Raw genomic sequence first — 19,784 nt, 5'->3', positions numbered from 1 at the left:
GTGAAGTCATATTCGAGGAGGTGGTCATGAGGCCGACATTGAGCCGTGAGGCACTGCAGGCCGTTCGGCAGGTGCCGTTATTCCGGGGGCTGGAAGACGAGACCCTGGCGCTGCTGACCGGCGGCGCCGTGGAGCGTAGCTATCGACGCGGTACGCTGCTGTTCAGTGAAGGCGAGCCCGCGGATCGCTTCTATGTTGTGCTGGATGGCTGGGTCAAGCTCTTTCGCGAGAGCCCCGACGGCAACGAGTGCATGGTGGGGCTGTTCACCCGCGGTGAGTCCTTCGCCGAGGCGGCGATGTTCGACCGGCTGGGCTTTCCCGTTCACGCAGCGGTGGCCGAGGATGCCCGACTGCTGGTGTTCACCGCCGACCACTTCCTGACCACCCTGGAGCAGAACCACGGCCTGGCCCTCAACCTGCTGGCCAACCTGTCGGGGCTGCTGCGCTACCTGGTGCGCCAGCTCGATCAGTTGACCAACCAGCCCACCTATCAGCGGCTGGCCGCCTTCATCGTCTCGCTTTGCCCCTGTGATGCCCATCAGGCTACCGTCTGCCTGCCCTGCGACAAGATGCTGATTGCCGGACGCCTGGGCATGAAGCCCGAAAGCTTTTCCCGTGCCATGGCGCGCCTCAGGGAGGTCGGTGTCACCTGTGAGCGCAACTGTGTGCAGATCGATGATGTCGCGGCCCTGCGCAATTTCGCCAATGCCTGCGGTCAGCCATCGGTGGCTCCGGCGGTTCTTAACGGAGGCGCGAAGTCCTCCGTTCGCGGCATGATCCAGCCCTGTCGCTGAGTGCCGAATCCTTCCCCATCCGCTGCCTTTCGTCGGCCCGATTCTTTCGGGCCAACACCTTTTTGGCAAATTTCTTGGCGTCTCTTGTGACATAAGTCAACTCCAGGATGCATCTATTGACAGTGGTCAAGTGAGGGGGGCGTGAAAGCTGCTCTACTTGGTTCAGGTGGAGGGTGGCTGATGGCCATGACCGACTGGAATCCAACAAAGTGGTCAGGCTGGGGCACCCGCCAGGTACTACCCGAAGGGGAAACCAAGCGAGGCACGTTATGCACAAGAGAGCATTGAGCAAGGGGATTTTTGCCCTCAGCTTCCCGCTGGCCGCCATGATGGGCACCGCCCACGCCGCGGCCCCGGAAATGTCGGCGGAAGAGATGGACCGGGCTAGCGCCATTTACTTCCAGCGCTGCGCCGGCTGTCACGGCACCCTGCGCAAGGGCGCCACCGGCCCGGGTCTGCTGCCCGAGGACACCCAGGAGATGGGCCAGCGTCGTCTGGAAAGCATCATCTCGCTGGGTACCGAAGGCGGGATGAACAACTTCGACGGCATCCTGGACGAAGAGGAGATCACCCTGATCTCCAAGTACATCCAGCAGACGCCGGAAGAGCCGCCTGAAATGTCGCTGGCCGACATCCGCGACACCTGGGAAATCGTGGTGCCGCAGGACCAGTGGCCGGACGAGCCCCAGCATGACCGCAACTGGGAAAACTTCATGGTCACGATCCTGCGTGACCGTGGCGCCATGGGCATCATCGACGGCGACACCAAGGAACTCGTCACCGAGGCCGAGACCGGCTATGCCGTTCACGTGGCCAAGTCGAGCTCCGACGGCCGCTTCTGGTACGTCCAGGGTCGCGACGGCCGCCTGTCGAAGATCGACCTGTGGATGGATCCGCCCCAGGTGACCGCCGAGGTGTTCATCGGTATCGACGCCCGCGACGTGGCCGTCTCCCACTATGGCGAGTGGGCGGACAAGTACGTCATCGGTGGTGGCTACTGGCCCCCGCACTTCGTGATCGCCGATGCTCACACCATGGAGCCGTTGAAGGTCGTTTCTACCCGTGGCTACAACACCGAAGGTGAGTATGTCCACGAGGCCCGCGTGGCGGCGCTCTACGACACGCCCCATGCGCCCACCTTCCTGGTCAACGTCAAGGAGACCGGGCAGGTCTGGCAGGTCGATTACAGCGATATCGACAACTTGCGTATGGACCAAATCGCCTCGGCCGAGTACCTGCACGACGGCTTCTTCGATTCCACCGGCCGCTACTTCATGATCGCGGCCAACTTCAGCCACAAGATGGCGTTCATCGACACCGTGGAGCGCAAGCTCGTCAGCATGCTGAATACCGGTGAGATCCCGCACCCGGGGCCGGGCGCCAACTGGATCGACCCGGAGTGTGGTCCGGTAGCCGGCACCACTCACCTGGGTGAAGGCCTCGTGACCTTCTGGGGCACCGACCCGGAGAACAATCCGGATCATGCATGGGAGATCTGTGGCACCGTCGAGACCGACGGCCCGGGGCTCTTCCTGCGCAGCCACCCGGACTCCCCGCACGTCTGGATCGACCAGTCCATGCACCCGGAGGCCGACGTCAACCAGTGGGTCATGGTCATGGACAAGGAGACCCGCGAGCTGACTCCGATCCACGTTGCTGACCGTCCGCGCGAGCATGATGCCGTGGCACTGCACTTCGAATACGACAAGTCCGGTTCCGAAGTGTGGGTCTCCATCTGGGCCCGCGGCCGTGGCCATCAGGATGATGGCGCCATCGTGATCTATGACGACAAGACCATGGAAGAGATTGGACGGGTCGAGAACCTGAACACGCCGACCGGCAAGTTCAACGTCTACAACCGTCTGAAGAAGTACGAGCGCGGCTAAGCCGAGCTGCCGGAGCGCCCTCAGGGCGCTCCGGCCCCTTCTTCAGCCGTTTCATTCCAGGCAATGCCTCGGAGCGGCTGAAGAAGAGGCCGGACAACACTAACTCAGCCAGGCGACAAGGCAGGCTGATTACAGCAAGAACCGTGTCATGATAATTTCGGGAGATTGATCATGGGGGAGCGTCTACGCAACTGGCGCAGGATTACCATCATGGGGGCATCGCTTGGTGCCGCCATGATTTTCTTTGTCGCCGGCATCTTGTTCTGGGGCGGCTTCAATACCGTGATGGAAGCCACCAACAGCATGAAGTTCTGTAGTTCGGCTTGCCACGAGATGACCTGGGTCTACGAGGAGTACAAGGACCGGCCCCACTACAAGAATCCCACCGGGGTAGGTGCCACCTGCTCGGATTGTCACGTGCCCGACGACTGGGGGCCGAAGATGATCCGCAAGATCGAGGCCAGCCGCGAGGTATGGCACTGGATGCTGGGCACGATCAATACCAAGGAGAAGTTCGAGGACAAACGCCTGCACCTGGCCGAGAACGTCTGGCGCTCAATGCTGCGTACCGACTCCCGCGAATGTCGTAACTGTCATGACTGGTCGGCCATGGATCTCGAGGAGCAGGCGCCGCGTGCCGCCCGTGAGCATGCTCGCGCCTTCGAGCAGGGCCAGACCTGTATCGAGTGCCACCAGGGCATCGCCCACGAGCTGCCGGAAGACTGGGACGAGTCTCCCGTCTGGGCCGCCCGCTTCGAACACGACGAGGCCGAAACCGATCTGGCGGAGCGTGGCGAGCCCGCGATGCCGCTCGAGGCCGAGGACCTGGGTGAAGCGGTTGCCGCCGAAGGTGACATTGCCGCGACGCTCGACTGGGACGACGTTCCGGCGCTGGACGTGACCTTGTTCCTGCCCGGACAGGCCTCCATCGAGTGGATCCAGGACGGCAGCGAGCACGGTGGCGGTCGCGCCTTCAGCTTCGGCGATCGCTGTGTCTGGTGTCACGCCGGTGAAGAGGAGCAGATTGGCCAGATGGCGGTCGATGCCGAGAAGATCGAGACCTTCGATCTCGGCGACAAGCGCGGCCATATCCCGATGACCGTGCAGGCTTCCTTCGATGATGACTACCTGTTCATGCGCTTCCAGTGGGAAGCCGGCGAGCATGCCCCCCTGCCCTTCGTCGACGGTGGGCGCATGGACCCGGACAACCCCATGAAGCTGACTGTGAGCTTCGCCGACGATCGTGTGGACATGGCTGACCGCGGCGGCTGCTGGGCGAGCTGTCACCACGACTCCACCTATATGCCGGATGCCCCGGAAGATGAGGCGCTGGCTGAGACCGAGCTGGCCGAGCGACTCGACCTGATGAACGGTGTGACCAAATATCTGTCCGAGAGTCGCACGGAGATCGAGATTCGTGGCCGTCGCGGTGCCGCTCGCGGTGGCTGGGACAAGCTCAAGGAGCAGGCTGAAATCGAGGAGCTGCTTGGCGGTGGGGTCTACCTGGACGTAGCACGCTTCAAGAGCGGTGACGAGCTGACCGAGAGTGGCTATATCCTCGAGCAGCGCCACCTTTCCGAGAGCGAAGCCGTGGTCATGTCCGCACAGGAGGAAGACGGTGTGTGGACCGCGTATCTGACCCGCGCCCTGCGTACTGGCGTGGAAGGCGACAAGCCGCTCTCCACCGACGGCAAGTACAGCTTCAACGTGGCTTTGCATGACGACTATGCCTCATCACGCTTCCACCACGTCTCCTGGCAGTATGGTCTGGCCTTCGACGCCGAGATTCCCGGTGATTTCGAGGACGACATGGTGGAAATCAATGCGACGCGTATCACCCGGTGATGTTCATTCAGGAGGAGGGACTTTCGATGAACAAGCGACTTCTGACATTTGGCGCCACCGCCCTGACCACCGCCCTGTTATTGAGCGGGGCGGCTCTGGCCGGCGACGATAAGGACCAGGACCAGGCCACAAGCGAAGGCGATGTCGTCGAGGTCGAGATGGTTGATAACCGCTTCAAGCCCGATGAGCTGGAAGTCACCGTTGGTACCACGGTGCGCTGGGTCAATGTCGAGCGGCGCTCCAACCACGACATCTACTTTCCGGAAGAGGACATCAAGTCGGGCCGTCTCTTCCCCGAGGAGAGCTGGGAGCGCACCTTCGACGAGGCCGGCACCTACGAGTACTACTGCCAGCCACACGAAAATCGCGGCATGCATGGCGTGATCAGAGTGGTCGAAGAGAGCGACGAGTAACCGGCCGCGGCGGGGCCGGTTCCACGCAGCAAGCAAGCGGTGCCGTAATGCACCCAACATTGAGGAGTTCGCATGGCGACAATCACTCGACCCGCCGCCCTGGTCGGCGGACTGCTGACTACCCTGGCGCTGTCGATGGCCGGTAGTGCGTTAGCATCGGAGAGCCCCAGCGGCTTTGGCAGTGCCGACTTCGGGATGTCCTCCGAGGCGGTGCTGGAGCGCCTGGAGCAGGACCGGGTCGTCAATGTCTCGGTGCAGGAGACCGAAGACAATGACGTCATCATCGACGGCGAGCTTCAGGCCGAGGATCAGCCGGTAACGGATCTGCGCTATGTCTTCCCGGCGGGACGCGACCAGCTCGCCCTGGTGGTGGCTTTCCATCCCCATGTGGAAGACTACGCCAGCGTCAAGGCGGATCTCGAAGCGCGCTACGGCAAGCCCTGGGAAGAGGAGATGGCCGAGTGGTGGTTCGAGCAGCTCAAGGAAGGCATGCCGGAAGAGCCCGGCAGCCTGACCGTCTGGGGGGGCGATGGTAACGAGGACCGGGAAAGGGGACGCTTCGTGCGACTCTGGTCCTTCGAGGACTACCTCTCGGTGGAGTATCTCGATACCCAGATGTTTCGCTGAGCAGTCCCAGGTGAGTCGCGACTCAATCGTTCAACAGCCGCTCTCGAAGGGCGGCTTTCCTGTTTGAGGAAGAAGAATCATGAAGAGCAAGGCGATCTTGGCGCTGCTGGTAACCGCGATATTGAGTGTGTCGGTCCAGGCCGATCAGGGACATCACGACCACGGACATCATGGCGATGGGTCTCAGGAGGGGGCAGGTTACCATGAGGTGCGCGGGATCTTCCTGGGCTTCGATGAGGATCAAGGACGCATTACCATGGCGCACGAGGCTGTTCCCGGCGTGATGATGGCCATGCGCATGTATCTGCACCTGCCGGAAGGAGAGGCACTGCCCGACCTTGCGCCTGGCGACAAGGTCGCTTTCCAGCTGTTCAGTCGCGTCGAGGCTGGCCAGCGTTGGTACGCCAAGGATCTCGAGCCGCTTCCTGCAGGCACCGAGCTGACCCTGCCGGATGAACTGCGCGAGGCGATCGGTCACTGACACGCATACGCGAGGGGTCAGATCAGACCCAGGAAGGGCACCAGCGTCAGCGCCAGGATGGCCACGACGGCCAGGCCCACCAGCAGTACCTGAATGGGTTGCTGGCGAAGGCGATGCCAGAGGGTGGGCGCCTGGCCGTGCTTGAGCTGGTCTGCATGCTCCTGCTGCACTCGCGCCTGGCGTTCAGCCTGGTAGCGGTCGAGTACTTCCCGTGCCGCTTCCAGCTGAGAGGCATCACGCAGCCAGATGGCATCGACGCCCAGTCGCCAGAAGCCGGCGTGGGTCTCGTAGGTATCAAAGCCGTGTTGATCGAACAGGCGGCGCACCTCCCATGCCTCCTCTTCGGAAACATTGGCAAGGCGAAACAGTAGCGTCGCCATCAGCTGGCCGCCTCGCACAGCCGTGCGGCACGCTCGATGGCGGCGTCGGCGCCGTTCAGGTCGAAGCTCATGAACCAGTAATCTTCCTCTCCACGATCGAGACGCAGCCTGAGTGTCTCGCCCGCGCGCATCTCTTCTACCAGCAGCGCCTGTTCGTCGAGGTAGAAATTGACATAGAAACCGCTGTCTCCCCGCTGGGTGACGAACTCCGCCATGCCGCTGTGAATCGTCTCGTGATCGACTCGCAGGTCGCCGGGCACAAGATTGGCCACACGGCTTTCAGCCTGATGCTCCTCGAGCTCGACGCGCACTTCGAGCCAGGGCAGGTCGCAAACCCCGGGGGTGTAGTTCAGGCTGAGGATGGAGTCGCTGTAGCTGTGTTGCTCCAGGGCGCGGAAATGGCGCTCGTCGCCCAGCGAAAGGGTCAGTGAGAGCCAGTTGCCGTGCGGCTCGACCGCGCTGGTATTGTAGTTGGTGGCCAGGGCCGTGGAGGCAATGGTAAGCGTTGCCAACAGGCCGAGCACGGGCCGCCATAAAGTGGAGCGTGGGCGATGGGCTTGAGTCATGGTCGCTTATCCTGATCGACAGGCATGGGATAGTAGCATCCGAAGGGCGTTGCGCCGACCCCGGAGGGTATCAGGGAAAAGCGGTCAGCGTGGCGTCATGGGTCGCTTTCAGCATTGGACTGGTCCCAGGGGGTCGGCTCCAACTGGGCGTAATGGGCCGCCAGGTCGGCGATGTCCTGATCGTTCAGACCCCGGGTCATGTTGGCCATCAGGTGCCCCTTGTCGCCGGCACGCAGTGCTTTCATGCCGTCAATGAAACGCCCCTCTTCCATGCCGGCGATGCTGGGGTAGCGGGAGGTCACGCTGCGCCCCTGGTGGCCATGGCAGCTGGTACACAGCTTGGCCATCTCGGCGCCGCGCTCGGGGTCGCCTGCAAGGGCCTGGGGGGGCGGGTCTCCAGACCAGGCGGCCTGGCTCAGCAAGGCCACCAGGGTGGCGACGATCATCACGGCGTACTTCTGAGTCATGGAACCCTCCCCTCCGAGTAGGAAACATCAGTGGCCGTGCATGGCGCCTCCATGCTCGTTGCCTGAGTGCCCCGGCATGCCACCATTCATCTGCATGCTGGCATCTGCCCGGGCGAGCTCGGTCAGCAGTTCCAGGTCGATGTCGCTGAAGGCCAGCACCTCGCCGCCATGGGTGTCGCGGAAGGCGTCGGCATGGTGGCGCTCCTTGAACGATGCCAGGGTATGGCCCATGGCGCCACGTTGAGTGTGGCCTGCAACGTACCATGCCTCGCTCGCCAGGATGAAGGCGTCGTCGGCAGGGCTACCCCAGGGGGTGACCGCCACGTCGTGGACCCAGGCGTGGCTCAGCTGCGTCTCGTTCTCCGGCTGAAGCAGGAAGGCGAACATGTCGGTGGTGGAGCAGAACTTGCGAACGGCCTCATCCCGGTTCAGGTAGACCTGCCCCTTGGGGCCGGGAAGGTCGTTGATCAGCATACCGCAGACGTGACAGCTGTCACCGTCGGTGATCGGCTGGGCCGGGGCCAAGGGCCGCTCATCGTCATTGCCGCACCCTGCCAGTAGCAGGATGGCAGCGAAGGCAAGGGTGCGAGTGGCCAGGGAGGAGCGAATCATGTCGTGTCTCCGGTAGGCAATGCCGTCAGGCCGCGTGGCGGCGGAACCGCAGTATCGCGAGGCCCAGCGGTGCAATGATCCAGGCAAGCAGGACCAGGACCAGCCAGCCGAGGCGGAAGGCACTGTCCTGGGCGATGGCAGTCACACCGGTGTAGGCCTGGGAGGTGTCGAAGCCGACCATGTTGATCAGGCGGAAGCCGTCGGTGGGGTTGAGCAGCAACAGCCAGGGAAGCCAGTCGCCGCCGCCCTGTACGCTGACCAGCAGCGCCAGCAGCCCCAGGTCGAAGACCAGCACGAAGAGAAACCAGACGCCCAGCGCCAGCCCGGCAGCGCGGGCCTTCTCGGTGACCCAGACGCTGATCAGGTAGGCGAAGGCGATGAAGACCCAGCCCAGCAGGACGCTGCTGAGAATCAGCAGTCCCATGCTGGCAGCGAGCTGTGCAATATCCACACCTTCGGCGCCGAAGGCGATTACCACGCCGGCAATCCCGAAGCCCAGTGCCGTGGCGGCGCCAAGAATAAGGCCGTGACCGAGGAACTTGCCGAGCAGGAGTGACGTGCGGCTGAGCGGATAGGTGAGCAGCAACAGCAAGGTACCCGACTCCTGTTCGCCGACGACGGCATCGTAGGCCAGCAGCAGGGCGATCAACGGAATCAGGAACACCGCCAGGGTCGACAGGCTGACCACGGTGGTGGAAAGGGTCGTAAAGCCCATGCCACCGCTGGCGGCAGCGCCGAACCAGGCAATACCCACCGCCAGGGCGGCCAGGATCAGGGCGATTGCCAGCACCCAGCGGTTGCGCAGGCCATCCCGGAACTCTTTCTGGGCGACGATCAGGGTAGTGTTCATGACACACCTCGCGAAGCATGGAGCGGCGGCGATGATGCCACCGGCGCCGAGAAGTGGGCGTAAAGATGTTCCAGCGTCGGCGGCATGACGTCGATGTCCTCGACCCCCGGCGAATCGGCCAGGCGCCGTAGCACCGCCATCTTGGCCGAGGGGTGAACGCCGAGCTCCAGGGTATGGCCATTGAGGTGGCGAGCCGTCACCCGGGTCTCGTCCCAGCCGTTGGACCAGTCGGTACCGGGCCAGCTTCCGCGGGCCCGAACGGTCAGCGGCAGGGCGGCTTCCGCACGCAGCTCCTCGAGGCTGCCCAGTGCCAGCTGGCGGCCGGCGCCGAGGATCAGTGCACGATCGATATAGGGTTCCACCCCGGGCAACACGTGGGAGGAGAGCAGTACCGTACAGCCCCGCTCGCGAAGCTCCCTGACTGTCTCGTAGAAGTCGCGAGTGGCCGCCGGGTCAAGCCCGGTGGTGGGTTCGTCAAGCAGCAGCAGCTGGGGGTCGCCGAGCAGGGCCTGGGCCAGGCCGAGGCGCTGACGCATGCCCTTGGAGTAGGTCTTGACGCGCCGGCTGCTGGCCTCGATGAGGCCGACACGCTCTAGCAGGCTATCGACCTGACGCCTGTCGACACGCTTGAGACGGGCGAAGTAGGTCAGCACTTCGCGTCCGCTGAGCTGCTCATAGAAGCTCACATTCTCGGGCAGGTAGCCCAGGCGACGACGCAGCGTCTCGGCATGGGGGCCGTCGGGCGCCCCGCCAAGCACCTTCAATTCGCCGGCACTGGGAGAGAGCAGCCCCAGGATCAGCTTCATGGTCGTGGTCTTGCCGGCACCGTTATGGCCAAGCAGGGCAAGTACCTCGCCCTCATTGACTGCCAGGTCCAGGGCGTCGAGGCGGGTCAGGGTGCCATGTCGCAGGGTGAGTCCGTGGCATTCGATCACCGGATTCATGGGCGGATGCCTCCAATTTGGGGTTCACGCATCAGGGGGACGCTGTCGCGGACGCCCTGGGCGCGGAATATCGGGAATTGCCGCTGCACCCAGCGTAGTGCCACCACTGCGGGGCTGTGCATCAGCAGGCGTGCGCTGGGGTAGCGCCACAGCAGGCGATCCACGGCGTCGTTGGGTTCGTAGGCGGTGTCGCCGATGCCGTCACCGGCGAGGTCCCACCCCAGGTAGTCGCTCCAGTAGTTGCCCTTGCCGTCCACCGACCACTCCTGGGTGCGGGTGGAGACGTACATCACCTGCTGGCGGTTATTGATGAAGGCATTGTGGTAGAGGCGATTGTTCTCGGACCCGGCGGTGAGATGAATGCCCAGCTCGCTGTCGGCCACACGATTGTTGTGGATCTCGTTGGCCTGGGAGTTGTAGATGAACAGCGCCTTGCCCTCGGCTCCCAGCGTCACGCCGTGCTCGGCGCCGCCGGCACCCTGCCAGGCGGTGATGCCGCGGATGTCGTTGCCGGCGATGGTGCTGTAGTTGACGTAGTTCATCAGGATGCCGTAATTCTTGTCGTTCTCGGAGCGGTTGTTCAGCACCTCGAGATCCCGGGACATCATCAGCGCATAGCCCGCCCTTGTACCGCTGGTATGGTTGTCGATGATGCGGCTGCCGTGGGTGAACATGTAGTGGATACCGAAACGGGAGTCACTCAGCCGGTTACCGCGAAACTCCAGGTCGCGGCTGGTATCCACATAGATGGCATCGCGGGAGCCGGTCACGACGTTATCGGCGATCAGGCCGCCATCGATATTGTAGAGCCGGATGGCATCGCCACGATCCTGGGAGCGAACCTCGGTATTGCCGGTGATGCGGTTGCCGACCAGGGTCGGTGCCTCCGCATGCCACAGCCAGACGCCGAAGGCCACGTTATCCATCACGGTATCTTCGACATGCAGGCGATGTGAGTCGCGCTCGGCATGGATGCCCGCGTTCATGTCGGTCAGGTTGAAGCCTGAATTGCGCAGGGTCAGGCCTTCGATGCGCACATCGGGTGCCATGACACGAATGACGTCGCCACGGCCTTCGCCGTCGAGGACGGCGCCGGGTTCGCCGCGCAGGGTCAAGGGCTTGTCGATCAGGATGCCGCCGATATGAATCCCTTCCGCGAGCGTCAGCTCGCTGCCGGGCGAGGCAGCATCAATATGAGACTGTAGAGGACCGTCGTCGGGTTCGATACGCAGCTCGCCGAAGGCGAAGGTCGCCGTCAGCAGCAGCGCGCAGCCACCCAGAAGAGAGAAAAGAGTCTGTTTCACCACGGTCACCTCGGGGGTATTACGATGGCCGGCCCCGCAGGGCCGGCCGGGTTACATCACGCTTCTACCAGCATCCTACCTGACATTTCCATGTGCAGGGCATGGCAGAACCAGCTGCAGTAGTACCAGTGGACGCCGGGCTTGTCGGCCACGAAGGTCACCGAAGAGGTCTGCTGCGGATGGATCTCGAAGTTGATGCCGTGGTTGACCAGGGCGAAGCCGTGGCTGACATCTTCGATGGTATCCATGTTGGTGACCACGATGGTGACCTCATCGCCCCTCTTCACGCGGAACTCTGTAGTGCCGAAGTTCGGCGCCACGGAGGTCATGTAGACGCGCACCTTGTTGCCGTCGCGAATGACCTTGTTGTCCGTCTCCAGCGTGACGCCATCGGCCTCGGCCATGGCCACGGTTTCGGCGAAGTAGGGGTCGTCCCTGGTGTAGATCTGTGACGGGTTGAGCTGGTCGGCACGGATCATCAGCGCATCGTGGGGCTCGGCGTAGGTCGGGCCGTCATGCACCAGCTTCATCTGCTCGCCGGTGATGTCGATCAACTGATCGTTCTCGGCATGCATCGGGCCCACCGGCAGGAAGCGGTCCTTGGAGAACTTGCACAGCGCGGTGAGGTACTTGCCGTCGACGTCGCGGCTACAGGCGAGCGATGCCTTGATGTGGCCGATGTTGTAGTGCACGTCGATACGGTCGCGGATGTAGTTCACTTCCTCGCCGTTGTAGGAGCGAATCGCGTCCTCCACGTTCCACTTCACCACCTGGCTGTCCAGGAACAGCGAGGTGTAGGCGTTGCCGCGGTTGTCATAGGTGGTGTGCAGCGGCCCCAGGCCCACTTCCGGCTCTGCCACCACGGTGTCGCGCGGGTCGTCGAGGCCACCGTCGAACCACTCACCGACACGGGACCACTCGATCACGGTACAGGTCGGGGAGAGTTTGCCGCTGACCACGCAGTACTTGCCTTCCGGAGGCATGGTGTTGACGCCGTGCGGGCTGCGGGGGGTCGGCACATAGAGAGCGAAGGTGTTGCGGCCTTCATGGGCCTGCTCGCGGGCGTCGACCACCGGCACCTGGGAATCGCCGATGGTGGTGTAGTCGCCGGCGGCAACGGCCGCTTCGATGGCGGGAACGTCGAAGAACACCGTCCAGTCGCGCTCCGGTCCCATCATCTCCGGCAGGGTCATGCCGCGGCTGGAGTTGTAACAGGAAGCAGCGACGAAGCGGCCGGTATAGTCGGTGTCGCAGTTGTCGAGGTTGCCGTCGACGATGGCCTGCCACTTGATCTCCATGGTCTCGGCATCGAGACAGGACATCATGGTCCAGTACTGGGACGGGTCGTCCAGGTAGTCACCGTTGTTGTTCAGCGGCACGATCATTTCACCCGCCGCGAAGACCCGCTCGGTGCTGGGCACGCGCTGGAGCGTGAGACCGTGAATCGACTGGACGTTGGGAATGGTGATGATCTTGTCGGCACGCATGATATCCAGGCGGATACGCGCAACCCGGGTGTTCAGCTTGTCGTTGATGAAGCAGTAGCGGCCGTCATAGCTGGCGTCGGTGTAGCTCACCTTGGGGTGGTGGGTGTCGCCGTTGAGCGGCGCGTTCTCGCCCAGCACGCGCTTGGACTCGTTGGTGATCCCCCAGCCGGTGGCGCTGTCGACGTTGAAGACCGGGATACGGAGCAGTTCGCGCATGGAAGGTACGCCGAGGATGCGCACTTCGCCGGAGTGGCCGCCGCTCCAGAAGCCGTAGTACTCGTCCAGCTCACCGGGCTCGACATGATGCTCGTTGCCGGGGGCTGCTTCGGCCGGCTTACTGCGTACCAGGGCACCGGCGCCGAAGCCGCCGGCCAGACCCGCTCCGGCAACGCCGGTTACTGCGCTGTTGCGCAGGAATTTACGGCGGCTCGGATCTTTGATGTTTTCATTGTCACTCATGGTTCACTCCTCCTGAAGAGTGGGAATGCGCTGCAGTTTGGCCTGGCTGCCCTGCGCAGCGTCGGCCGGGAAGGTTTCAACGGCACCGCCCTTGGAGGAGGCGCGAGCAGCCTTCTCATAGCGTTTGCGGCGCTTGACCATCGGCGGACAGCGCCGGTCGTCGTGGTAGGTCACCTGGCAATCCAGGCAGTAGTGGCACTCGTTGGCATTGATGCGGCCGTCGGGATGGATGGCGGCCACTTCGCATTCTTTGGCGCAGATCTGGCAAGGGGTGCCGCAGCTGCCGCGATGGCGCTTGAGCCAGTCGAACAGGCGCAGGCGGGCGGGTATCGCAAGCCCTGCGCCCAGCGGGCAGATATAGCGGCAGTAGGCCTTGTGGGTGAACGCCGAGATGGCAAGCAGGCCAAGCGCATAGAGCAGGAAGGCCCACTCGCGCTGGAAGCGCATGGTCACGGCGGTCTTGAACGGCTCCACTTCGGCGTAGCGCTCGGCCTGGCCCAGTGAGTGCAGCGAGACTGCGAACAGCGCCAGCAGGATGATGTACTTGAGGGCCCAGAGACGCTCGTGTACGGCAAAGGGCAATTCGTACTGGGGCACCCGGATCTTGCGGGCGACCTTGTTGATCAGTTCCTGCATGGCGCCGAAGGGGCAAAGCCAGCCGCAGAACACGCCGCGGCCCCACATCAGCAGCGTCACCGCCACGAATGACCAGAGGATGAACATCATCGGATCGATGAGGAACGACTCCCAACTGAAGCCGCCCATCAGGGAGTGGATGAAGGTCAATATATTGACCACCGAGAGCTGGGCCAGGGAGTACCAGCCGATGAACACCACGGTATAGACCAGGAAGCCGACGCGCAGCGGGGCGAACACGCGCGGGTAGCGCACCAGCACATCCTGGAACAGCATGATGGCGGTGAGTACGGCCAGGCCCGCACCGAGCACGGCAATCTGGAAGGTGCGGTCACGCCACACCTGCACCCACAGCGCCTCTTCCACCGGGGGCTCGAAGCGCTCGATGAAGCGTTCGGGGATGCTGTAGTGGGCGTTGAAGCGTACGAACTCGGTCTCCAGCGGCCCGGCGGCGCGGCGCACCAGCAGGCCCAGTTCCCAAGGCTCGCCGGGGTCGAATTCGACGTCGTCGCGAATGATGAAGATATCGCGCTCGGTCAGCCTGGGGGCGCCGTCGACGGCCATGCGCACTATGCGGCGGTGGTCACTGTCCTGAAAGGCGATATTGGTGTTGCCTTGAGAGGCCTCGATGCGGTCGAAGATACCGCCGCGAACGTAGCCCGAGCCCTTGAAGGAGTAGTCGCCCTGGGCCATGACGCCGATGGCGTGCTCGCCTTCGTCGAGACGCTCCATCAACTGCTCGTAGACGATGTCACCGAGCAGGTTGCGACCGGCTGTCGGCGCGTTGAGGTAGGTGACGTAGAGATCGATGAAGGTGCTATCGGCATCCTGGCCGCTGGCGTAGCCTTCGGCAGGGGTGCCGACGAAGGCCTCGTCGATCTCGCCGTGGGTCAGATGCAGACGGCGAATGGTGCCGTCGCCCACCAGGGTTTCCCAGTCGGCCGGTTCGAAGACGTCGTAACGCACCTCGGCGGGCGGGGTGGCCAGGGGATCGTCGATTAAACCCTGCTCGGCAGCCACTCGGCGGGCGGAGCGCATCACCGTCTCGGTGAGAACAATCACGGTGACCGTGGCGCCGGAAATGGCATCGAGGTTTTCGCCGACGCGTAGCCGTTCGTTGACGTGGTGGGGTGCGTGAGCATCGGCATAGTCGACAAGGCGCTGCTCGGGGATGCCTACCAGCATGATCGGCTCTTCGTGGCCGAGGATGGTGGCCTGGGTGATGTGCGCCTCCAGGTCGATGCCCACCAGCATGCTGATCGGCCGGCCGGAATAGGCAGGGATCGGTGCAATGTCGTCAGTCTCGAAGGCGTATCCGAGCAGCGTATCGCCGGCATAGACCGCCTTGGCGGGATGCTCGCCTTCGACATCAGCCAGGCGAGTGGCATCGGGAAAGCCTGCCTTTACCTGGGAAAGCTCGAAGGCCTGTACGGTCGGGCCGAGCAGCATCAACAGGCCGAAGAGCCAGATGGAAAGCAGTGATAGTAGCGGGCTGCGCCGGATGGACATATGCATTCCTTACCGTGTGCCTGTCCGGAGCATGTGAGAAGCCGGTGAATCGAACAGGCATCTAAAATGTTACTTATCTGTTGTTGCTCATCATGCCAGTAGACCTCAGGTCTCGAATTGACATGGATCATGTGTGCAGTGCCGCGCCATCAACCTTGAGGGAGTAACCACAAGGAGGTAGGTGATGGTTTGGGCACAGCCATGTGGCCGCGGCGGGGTCGCGGATCCGGTGAAGAAACAGTCGGGAAGCAAGAGGGCGCGGAAGAAGAGAAGGCGAAGCGGGAGCGGGTTGGCGAGGCGCACAAGGCCATTCGGCCTGGCGCCCCGCCGGTCAGGTGGGCAAGCCCACGGGGTCTACGGAAGGGGGGGCCTCAGAGCACCGGCTCGAGCAGGTAATCCACCGATGCCTTCACTTCTTCGTCGCTCAGGTTCATGTGCCCACCACGGGGTGGCATGGCCTGGAAACCATCAATGGAGTTGGCATACAGCGTATCCATGCCCTTTTCCAGCCTGGGCGCCCACGCGGCCTCGTCGCCGCGAATCGGTGCGCCGGCAGCGCCGGTCATGTGGCAGGCCATGCAGGCCTGGTTATAGATGGCTTCGCCGTCGGGCTCGGCCTGGGCAGAGGCAGTGAAGGCGAGGGCGGCAGCGCCGGCCAACAAGGCGGCAGTCACTTTTTTCATGGGTTCTCCTGATATAGCGAGGTCACGGTTAGTACGGATTGACAGTGAAGCCAGTCGTTTGTTGAGCCAAGCCTATCTCTTGACTGTCTTCCATGCTATTGCCACCAATGCTATGCAAAAAGCAAGCATCGGCAAGTCTAAGGTGGTGTTGTCGGTATCTGCATCAGCCGCGCCAGATGCGGCTGACGCCTGCCCAGTATGTCAGCAAGAGTGTAGCTATCCAGCACGGCCATGAAGGCGGCCATTGCTTCGTTGAGTATCGGCTTGAGCCGGCAGGCCGGCGTGATGACACACTCATTGGAATCGCGGAAGCACTCCACCAGCCCGAGCTCATGCTCGGTATCGCGAATCAGGCCGCCCAGCGAAATGGATTCGGGGGCGCGGTTAAGCAGCATACCCCCGTTCTTGCCACGAATGGTGATGATGTAGCCGCGGTGGCTGAGATCCTGGACCACTTTCATCAGATGGTTGCGCGATACGCCGAAGCTTTCGGCGATCTCATGAATGGTGGCCCTCTCCTCGCCCTTGACGGCGAGGTAGATGAGTACACGAAGCGCGTAATCGGTATACCGGGTCAGGTGCATGGATTATCCCGTTGTCAGAGGCTTGATAAGAATCAAATAAAATGCGCTAACGTCATCGTACTCTGGTATTGAGCGCGGGTAACCCTGCAGGGTGGGAGGGTGCGGCATCGGGTCGCGTCAGCACGAAGGTGGCCACACAGCAGAACATCAGCGCCGTCAGCGCCAGGACCATGGGTGGCGCACTTCCCAGCCACAGCACCAGCCAGCTGAATGCCAACAGTACCACCGCCAGCCGCTTCGCCCTGCGTGGAATGGCACGCTGCTCCTGCCAGGCTGTCAGGGTGGGGCCGATACGCGGGTGCTGCCATAGCCAGCGTGCCAGGCGCGGCGATCCCTTGGGCGCAGCCCAGGCGGCCACCAGCAGGAAAGGGGTAGTGGGCAGCAGCGGCACCACGATACCCGCAGCCCCCAGGCCAATGCAGCCATAGGCCAGGGAACGCCAGGCAAAACGCGAAACCATGTTGGTCATGTCGACCTCGCGGATTGGCAGTGGGTAAACTAAGGAGTATTTTATATGCATGTTTAAGAGCAATGCAAAATTCTTCGCGGTGGCGGCTGGGCAAAAGCCTGTCTCGACAGCGCTGCGACAACCGGCCTGGCGCTGGTTCTTTCCCTTGGCGGCACTGCACGCAGCGCTGATGGTGCCGCTGACGTTGCTCGCTCTCTACCATGGGTGGGACATCTTGTCGCAGCTGGCTTCGCCGGCCGCCCATGCACGTGAACTGCTATTTGGCTTCGCCCTGGCAGTCATCGCTGGCTACCTTCTCGGGCCGCTGCCACGGCGGTTGCAGGGGTGGCTGGTGGGTCTGTGGCTGGTGGGGCGGCTGGGTATTCTCGATTGGCCGGGAGGTGCGGTGGCAACCCTGGCCGATGCGCTCTTTGCCCTGTGGCTGGCCGGCTTGCTGGTGCCCCGGTTTCTCGCCGCGAAAAAGTGGCGCAACCGGGTGCTCTCGCCGTTGCTGGGGCTCATCTGCCTGCTGGCGGTGGTGACCCTGACCTGGCGCTACCTGGATGACATGCCGACCACTGCACCGCTGATGCACCAGAGCGTGCTGTGGCTGGTATTGCTGATGACTTTCATGGGTGGACGGATCATCTCCCCTGCCGTCAATGGCTACCTGGTGAGCCGCTATCGCATGGCGGGTGCCGGCGTGCAACCGCAGGTCGAGTCGGCACTGATCGTGCTGCTGGGAAGCGCGCCCTTCTTGATGCTGTGGTCGGCCCTGCGACCGCTGGCGGCGGGACTGGTGCTGGCGGCCGGTCTGCTGGTGCTGTGGCGTGTGATGCGCTGGGGGCCTGGCCGCTGTCATGAGCGCCCCGACCTGCTGGTGTTGATGCTGGGCTATACCTGGCTTGGCATCGGACTGCTGCTGCTGGCGCGCACCTGGTGGGTGCCGGTACATGCCAGCACGGCGCTGCACGTTTTTACCATCGCTGCGCTGGGAACGCTGTCCAGCACCATCATGCTGCGCCATGTGATCCTGCGTGCCAGATACCGTCCCGAGAGCGAATGGGCGCTGGTGCCGCTGGCCGGACTTTTTGCCACCGCCGCCATCCTGCGGCTTTGGGCACTCGATGCAGGTAGCGCCTGGCTGGTCATTCTATGGGTATCGTCACTGCTCTGGAGCCTGGCCTGGCTGCTGGTGGCTTGGCGACTGTGTTACTGGCTGGCACGGATCCCCTCCGGTAGGTCAGGGCCAACTCCTCCCCGGTAATTGATCACGGACAAGAGTTGTGCGGGCGCACGCAGACGACACGTATCGCCAATGTCATACTGGCGGCATAGGCAATGGCCAGCCCATGCCCCCTTCTCAAGAGGCTGTTTTCGATCATGCAAGACGATCTGCTATTCAATCGCCCCCTGGTGGAGAAGTACGACCGTCCGGGGCCGCGCTATACCTCCTATCCCACGGCGCCCCAGTTCCATGCGGCCTTCGCCGAGGATGACTATCGGGCCGCTGCCGAGCGCAGCAACCGGGTCGCCGCCCCCAAGCCGCTCTCGGTCTATGTGCATATCCCCTTCTGCAAGAGCCTCTGCTACTACTGTGCGTGCAACAAGATCATCACCCACAATACCGACCGGGCGGCGGAATACCTGGCCTGGCTGAAGCACGAGGTCCAGACCCAGGGGGCGCTGTTCGACGAGACACGTCGCATGACCCAGCTGCATCTTGGCGGTGGCACACCCACCTACCTGAGCAATACCCAGCTGGGGGAGCTGATGAGGTCGCTGGACGAGGCTTTCCACTTCGCGCCGGTGGAGGAGCGCGAGTTCTCCCTGGAGGTGGACCCGCGCACGGTGACCCCGGAGCAGATCCATGAGCTCCATGACCTGGGCTTCAATCGTCTCAGCTTCGGCGTCCAGGACTTCGATCCGGATGTCCAGCAGGCCGTCAATCGCGTGCAGAGCGAGGAGCAGGTGGTGTCGCTGGTCCAGGCGGCCCGCGATGCCGGCTTCGAATCGATCAGCGTCGACCTGATCTACGGCCTGCCGCTGCAGACGGTGGCGAGCTTCGACACCACCCTGGACAAGATCATCGCGCTGCGTCCGGACCGCATTGCCGCCTACAGCTATGCGCACCTGCCGGAGCTGTTCAAGGCCCAGCGGCTGATCCGCCCCGAGGACATGCCGCCGCCGGAGCGCAAGATGGAGTTGCTGGAATTGACCATTCGGCGCCTGACCGGGGCCGGCTACGTCTATATCGGCATGGATCACTTCGCCCTGCCCGAGGACGAACTCTCCCTGGCCAGGGAGAATGGCACCCTGCAGCGTAACTTCCAGGGCTACTCCACCCATGCGGACTGCGACATGATCGGCCTGGGTATCACCTCCATCGGCAAGGTGGGCGACAGCTACAGCCAGAACGTCAAGGAGACCGCCCAGTATCAGCATCGGCTCGAGGCGGGAAGGCTGCCGGTGATGCGCGGCTATCGTCTCAACGACGACGACCGGCTGCGTCGCGATGTGATCAATGCCCTGATGTGCCACGGCCGGATCGACTTCGCCGATATCGAGGCGAAGCACGACATCGTCTTCCGCGACTACTTCGCCGATGCCCTGGCGGAGCTGGCCGAAATGCAGCGCGACGAGCTGATCGACATCCGTGATGAGGCGATCGAGGTGCTGCCGACCGGGCGATTGATGATGCGCAACGTGGCCATGGCCTTCGACGCTTATCTGAAGCCCAATGAGGGACGCTTCTCGCGTACCGTCTAACACGCTCTATGTCATGACAACGGCGCCCCGCGGGGCGCCG

The 19,784-nt window shown here is 63.2% G+C and carries 20 protein-coding genes; 8 read left to right on the top strand and 12 right to left on the bottom strand.

What is annotated here, in order from left to right; translation table 11 throughout:
* Positions 1–26 precede the first annotated feature (26 nt).
* The 6 genes from KZO25_RS11545 to KZO25_RS11520 all read left to right on the top strand — a co-directional run bounded on the left by KZO25_RS11545 (position 27) and on the right by KZO25_RS11520 (position 6,046).
* Positions 27–794: a Crp/Fnr family transcriptional regulator gene (locus KZO25_RS11545; protein WP_223137066.1), complete on the top strand. Its 768-nt coding sequence runs from the start codon at positions 27–29 to the stop codon at positions 792–794.
* A gap of 269 nt (positions 795–1,063) precedes the next feature.
* Positions 1,064–2,680: a cytochrome D1 domain-containing protein gene (locus KZO25_RS11540; protein WP_223137065.1), complete on the top strand. Its 1,617-nt coding sequence runs from the start codon at positions 1,064–1,066 to the stop codon at positions 2,678–2,680.
* Between the two features lie 171 nt (positions 2,681–2,851).
* Entirely contained in the window at positions 2,852–4,525 is a 1,674-nt protein-coding gene (locus KZO25_RS11535) for a NapC/NirT family cytochrome c (RefSeq protein ID WP_235588974.1), read from the top strand.
* A 26-nt stretch (positions 4,526–4,551) separates the two neighbouring features.
* The gene (locus KZO25_RS11530; protein ID WP_262488961.1) at positions 4,552–4,938 is read left to right on the top strand and encodes a plastocyanin/azurin family copper-binding protein; all 387 of its coding nucleotides are present in this window, start codon (positions 4,552–4,554) and stop codon (positions 4,936–4,938) included.
* 72 nt (positions 4,939–5,010) lie between these two features.
* Positions 5,011–5,565 (top strand): hypothetical protein, encoded by a 555-nt coding sequence (locus KZO25_RS11525; RefSeq protein ID WP_066447511.1) that lies wholly within the window; start codon positions 5,011–5,013, stop codon positions 5,563–5,565.
* A 79-nt stretch (positions 5,566–5,644) separates the two neighbouring features.
* Positions 5,645–6,046, top strand: coding sequence for a copper-binding protein (locus KZO25_RS11520; protein ID WP_223137064.1), 402 nt, complete (start codon positions 5,645–5,647; stop codon positions 6,044–6,046).
* A gap of 17 nt (positions 6,047–6,063) precedes the next feature.
* On the opposite strand, the gene KZO25_RS11515 is transcribed toward KZO25_RS11520, so the two are convergent.
* The 12 genes from KZO25_RS11515 to KZO25_RS11460 form a co-directional block, all read right to left on the bottom strand.
* Complete coding sequence (locus KZO25_RS11515) at positions 6,064–6,426, bottom strand: DUF6164 family protein (protein ID WP_066452284.1); 363 nt, start codon at positions 6,424–6,426, stop codon at positions 6,064–6,066.
* Complete coding sequence (locus KZO25_RS11510) at positions 6,426–6,992, bottom strand: hypothetical protein (RefSeq protein WP_262488960.1); 567 nt, start codon at positions 6,990–6,992, stop codon at positions 6,426–6,428. The genes KZO25_RS11515 and KZO25_RS11510 overlap by 1 nt, the downstream gene beginning before the upstream one ends.
* Positions 6,993–7,087: 95 nt before the next feature.
* Positions 7,088–7,459, bottom strand: a complete 372-nt coding sequence (locus KZO25_RS11505) for a c-type cytochrome (protein WP_223137063.1) — start codon at positions 7,457–7,459, stop codon at positions 7,088–7,090.
* A 27-nt stretch (positions 7,460–7,486) separates the two neighbouring features.
* Positions 7,487–8,071, bottom strand: coding sequence for a nitrous oxide reductase accessory protein NosL (locus KZO25_RS11500; RefSeq protein WP_066447526.1), 585 nt, complete (start codon positions 8,069–8,071; stop codon positions 7,487–7,489).
* A 25-nt stretch (positions 8,072–8,096) separates the two neighbouring features.
* Complete coding sequence (locus KZO25_RS11495) at positions 8,097–8,921, bottom strand: ABC transporter permease (protein WP_066447529.1); 825 nt, start codon at positions 8,919–8,921, stop codon at positions 8,097–8,099.
* Positions 8,918–9,865, bottom strand: a complete 948-nt coding sequence (locus KZO25_RS11490) for an ABC transporter ATP-binding protein (RefSeq protein ID WP_066447531.1) — start codon at positions 9,863–9,865, stop codon at positions 8,918–8,920. Before KZO25_RS11490 ends, KZO25_RS11495 begins: the two co-directional genes overlap by 4 nt.
* Complete coding sequence (locus tag KZO25_RS11485) at positions 9,862–11,169, bottom strand: nitrous oxide reductase family maturation protein NosD (protein WP_223137062.1); 1,308 nt, start codon at positions 11,167–11,169, stop codon at positions 9,862–9,864. Before KZO25_RS11485 ends, KZO25_RS11490 begins: the two co-directional genes overlap by 4 nt.
* Positions 11,170–11,225: 56 nt before the next feature.
* Positions 11,226–13,115 carry a TAT-dependent nitrous-oxide reductase gene (nosZ, locus tag KZO25_RS11480; protein ID WP_223137061.1) on the bottom strand — a complete coding sequence of 630 codons (1,890 nt, stop codon included), beginning with the start codon at positions 13,113–13,115 and terminating at the stop codon, positions 11,226–11,228.
* A gap of 3 nt (positions 13,116–13,118) precedes the next feature.
* Positions 13,119–15,260: a transcriptional regulator NosR gene (nosR, locus tag KZO25_RS11475; RefSeq protein ID WP_223137060.1), complete on the bottom strand. Its 2,142-nt coding sequence runs from the start codon at positions 15,258–15,260 to the stop codon at positions 13,119–13,121.
* 371 nt (positions 15,261–15,631) lie between these two features.
* A complete protein-coding gene (locus KZO25_RS11470) occupies positions 15,632–15,943 on the bottom strand; it encodes a c-type cytochrome (RefSeq protein ID WP_066447540.1) in 312 nt (103 codons plus the stop codon).
* Positions 15,944–16,080: 137 nt separating this feature from the next.
* Positions 16,081–16,527 carry an Rrf2 family transcriptional regulator gene (locus tag KZO25_RS11465; RefSeq protein ID WP_223137059.1) on the bottom strand — a complete coding sequence of 149 codons (447 nt, stop codon included), beginning with the start codon at positions 16,525–16,527 and terminating at the stop codon, positions 16,081–16,083.
* A gap of 52 nt (positions 16,528–16,579) precedes the next feature.
* Positions 16,580–16,996, bottom strand: coding sequence for a YbaN family protein (locus KZO25_RS11460; RefSeq protein WP_223137058.1), 417 nt, complete (start codon positions 16,994–16,996; stop codon positions 16,580–16,582).
* A 49-nt stretch (positions 16,997–17,045) separates the two neighbouring features.
* On the opposite strand from KZO25_RS11460, the gene KZO25_RS11455 reads away from it, so the two are divergent.
* Positions 17,046–18,242: an NnrS family protein gene (locus KZO25_RS11455; RefSeq protein ID WP_223137057.1), complete on the top strand. Its 1,197-nt coding sequence runs from the start codon at positions 17,046–17,048 to the stop codon at positions 18,240–18,242.
* Positions 18,243–18,358: 116 nt separating this feature from the next.
* Positions 18,359–19,744 carry an oxygen-independent coproporphyrinogen III oxidase gene (hemN, locus tag KZO25_RS11450; protein WP_066447548.1) on the top strand — a complete coding sequence of 462 codons (1,386 nt, stop codon included), beginning with the start codon at positions 18,359–18,361 and terminating at the stop codon, positions 19,742–19,744.
* Positions 19,745–19,784: the final 40 nt, after the last annotated feature.

The organism is Halomonas sp. ANAO-440 (assembly GCF_019915905.1).
In the GTDB taxonomy this organism is placed as follows: Bacteria; Pseudomonadota; Gammaproteobacteria; order Pseudomonadales; family Halomonadaceae; genus Halomonas; species Halomonas chromatireducens.
This window is presented reverse-complemented; position numbering and strand designations above follow the sequence as displayed.

Excerpts from the sequence above, each read along its gene's own strand:
- KZO25_RS11545 (WP_223137066.1), top strand. The coding sequence starts at position 27 with ATGAGGCCGACATTGAGCCGTGAGGCACTGCAGGCCGTTCGGCAGGTG.
- KZO25_RS11540 (WP_223137065.1), top strand. The coding sequence starts at position 1,064 with ATGCACAAGAGAGCATTGAGCAAGGGGATTTTTGCCCTCAGCTTCCCG.
- KZO25_RS11535 (WP_235588974.1), top strand. The coding sequence starts at position 2,852 with ATGGGGGAGCGTCTACGCAACTGGCGCAGGATTACCATCATGGGGGCA.
- KZO25_RS11530 (WP_262488961.1), top strand. The coding sequence starts at position 4,552 with ATGAACAAGCGACTTCTGACATTTGGCGCCACCGCCCTGACCACCGCC.
- KZO25_RS11525 (WP_066447511.1), top strand. The coding sequence starts at position 5,011 with ATGGCGACAATCACTCGACCCGCCGCCCTGGTCGGCGGACTGCTGACT.
- KZO25_RS11520 (WP_223137064.1), top strand. The coding sequence starts at position 5,645 with ATGAAGAGCAAGGCGATCTTGGCGCTGCTGGTAACCGCGATATTGAGT.
- KZO25_RS11515 (WP_066452284.1), bottom strand. The coding sequence starts at position 6,426 with ATGGCGACGCTACTGTTTCGCCTTGCCAATGTTTCCGAAGAGGAGGCA.
- KZO25_RS11510 (WP_262488960.1), bottom strand. The coding sequence starts at position 6,992 with ATGACTCAAGCCCATCGCCCACGCTCCACTTTATGGCGGCCCGTGCTC.
- KZO25_RS11505 (WP_223137063.1), bottom strand. The coding sequence starts at position 7,459 with ATGACTCAGAAGTACGCCGTGATGATCGTCGCCACCCTGGTGGCCTTG.
- KZO25_RS11500 (WP_066447526.1), bottom strand. The coding sequence starts at position 8,071 with ATGATTCGCTCCTCCCTGGCCACTCGCACCCTTGCCTTCGCTGCCATC.
- KZO25_RS11495 (WP_066447529.1), bottom strand. The coding sequence starts at position 8,921 with ATGAACACTACCCTGATCGTCGCCCAGAAAGAGTTCCGGGATGGCCTG.
- KZO25_RS11490 (WP_066447531.1), bottom strand. The coding sequence starts at position 9,865 with ATGAATCCGGTGATCGAATGCCACGGACTCACCCTGCGACATGGCACC.
- nosZ (WP_223137061.1), bottom strand. The coding sequence starts at position 13,115 with ATGAGTGACAATGAAAACATCAAAGATCCGAGCCGCCGTAAATTCCTG.
- nosR (WP_223137060.1), bottom strand. The coding sequence starts at position 15,260 with ATGTCCATCCGGCGCAGCCCGCTACTATCACTGCTTTCCATCTGGCTC.
- KZO25_RS11470 (WP_066447540.1), bottom strand. The coding sequence starts at position 15,943 with ATGAAAAAAGTGACTGCCGCCTTGTTGGCCGGCGCTGCCGCCCTCGCC.
- KZO25_RS11465 (WP_223137059.1), bottom strand. The coding sequence starts at position 16,527 with ATGCACCTGACCCGGTATACCGATTACGCGCTTCGTGTACTCATCTAC.
- KZO25_RS11460 (WP_223137058.1), bottom strand. The coding sequence starts at position 16,996 with ATGACCAACATGGTTTCGCGTTTTGCCTGGCGTTCCCTGGCCTATGGC.
- KZO25_RS11455 (WP_223137057.1), top strand. The coding sequence starts at position 17,046 with ATGTTTAAGAGCAATGCAAAATTCTTCGCGGTGGCGGCTGGGCAAAAG.
- hemN (WP_066447548.1), top strand. The coding sequence starts at position 18,359 with ATGCAAGACGATCTGCTATTCAATCGCCCCCTGGTGGAGAAGTACGAC.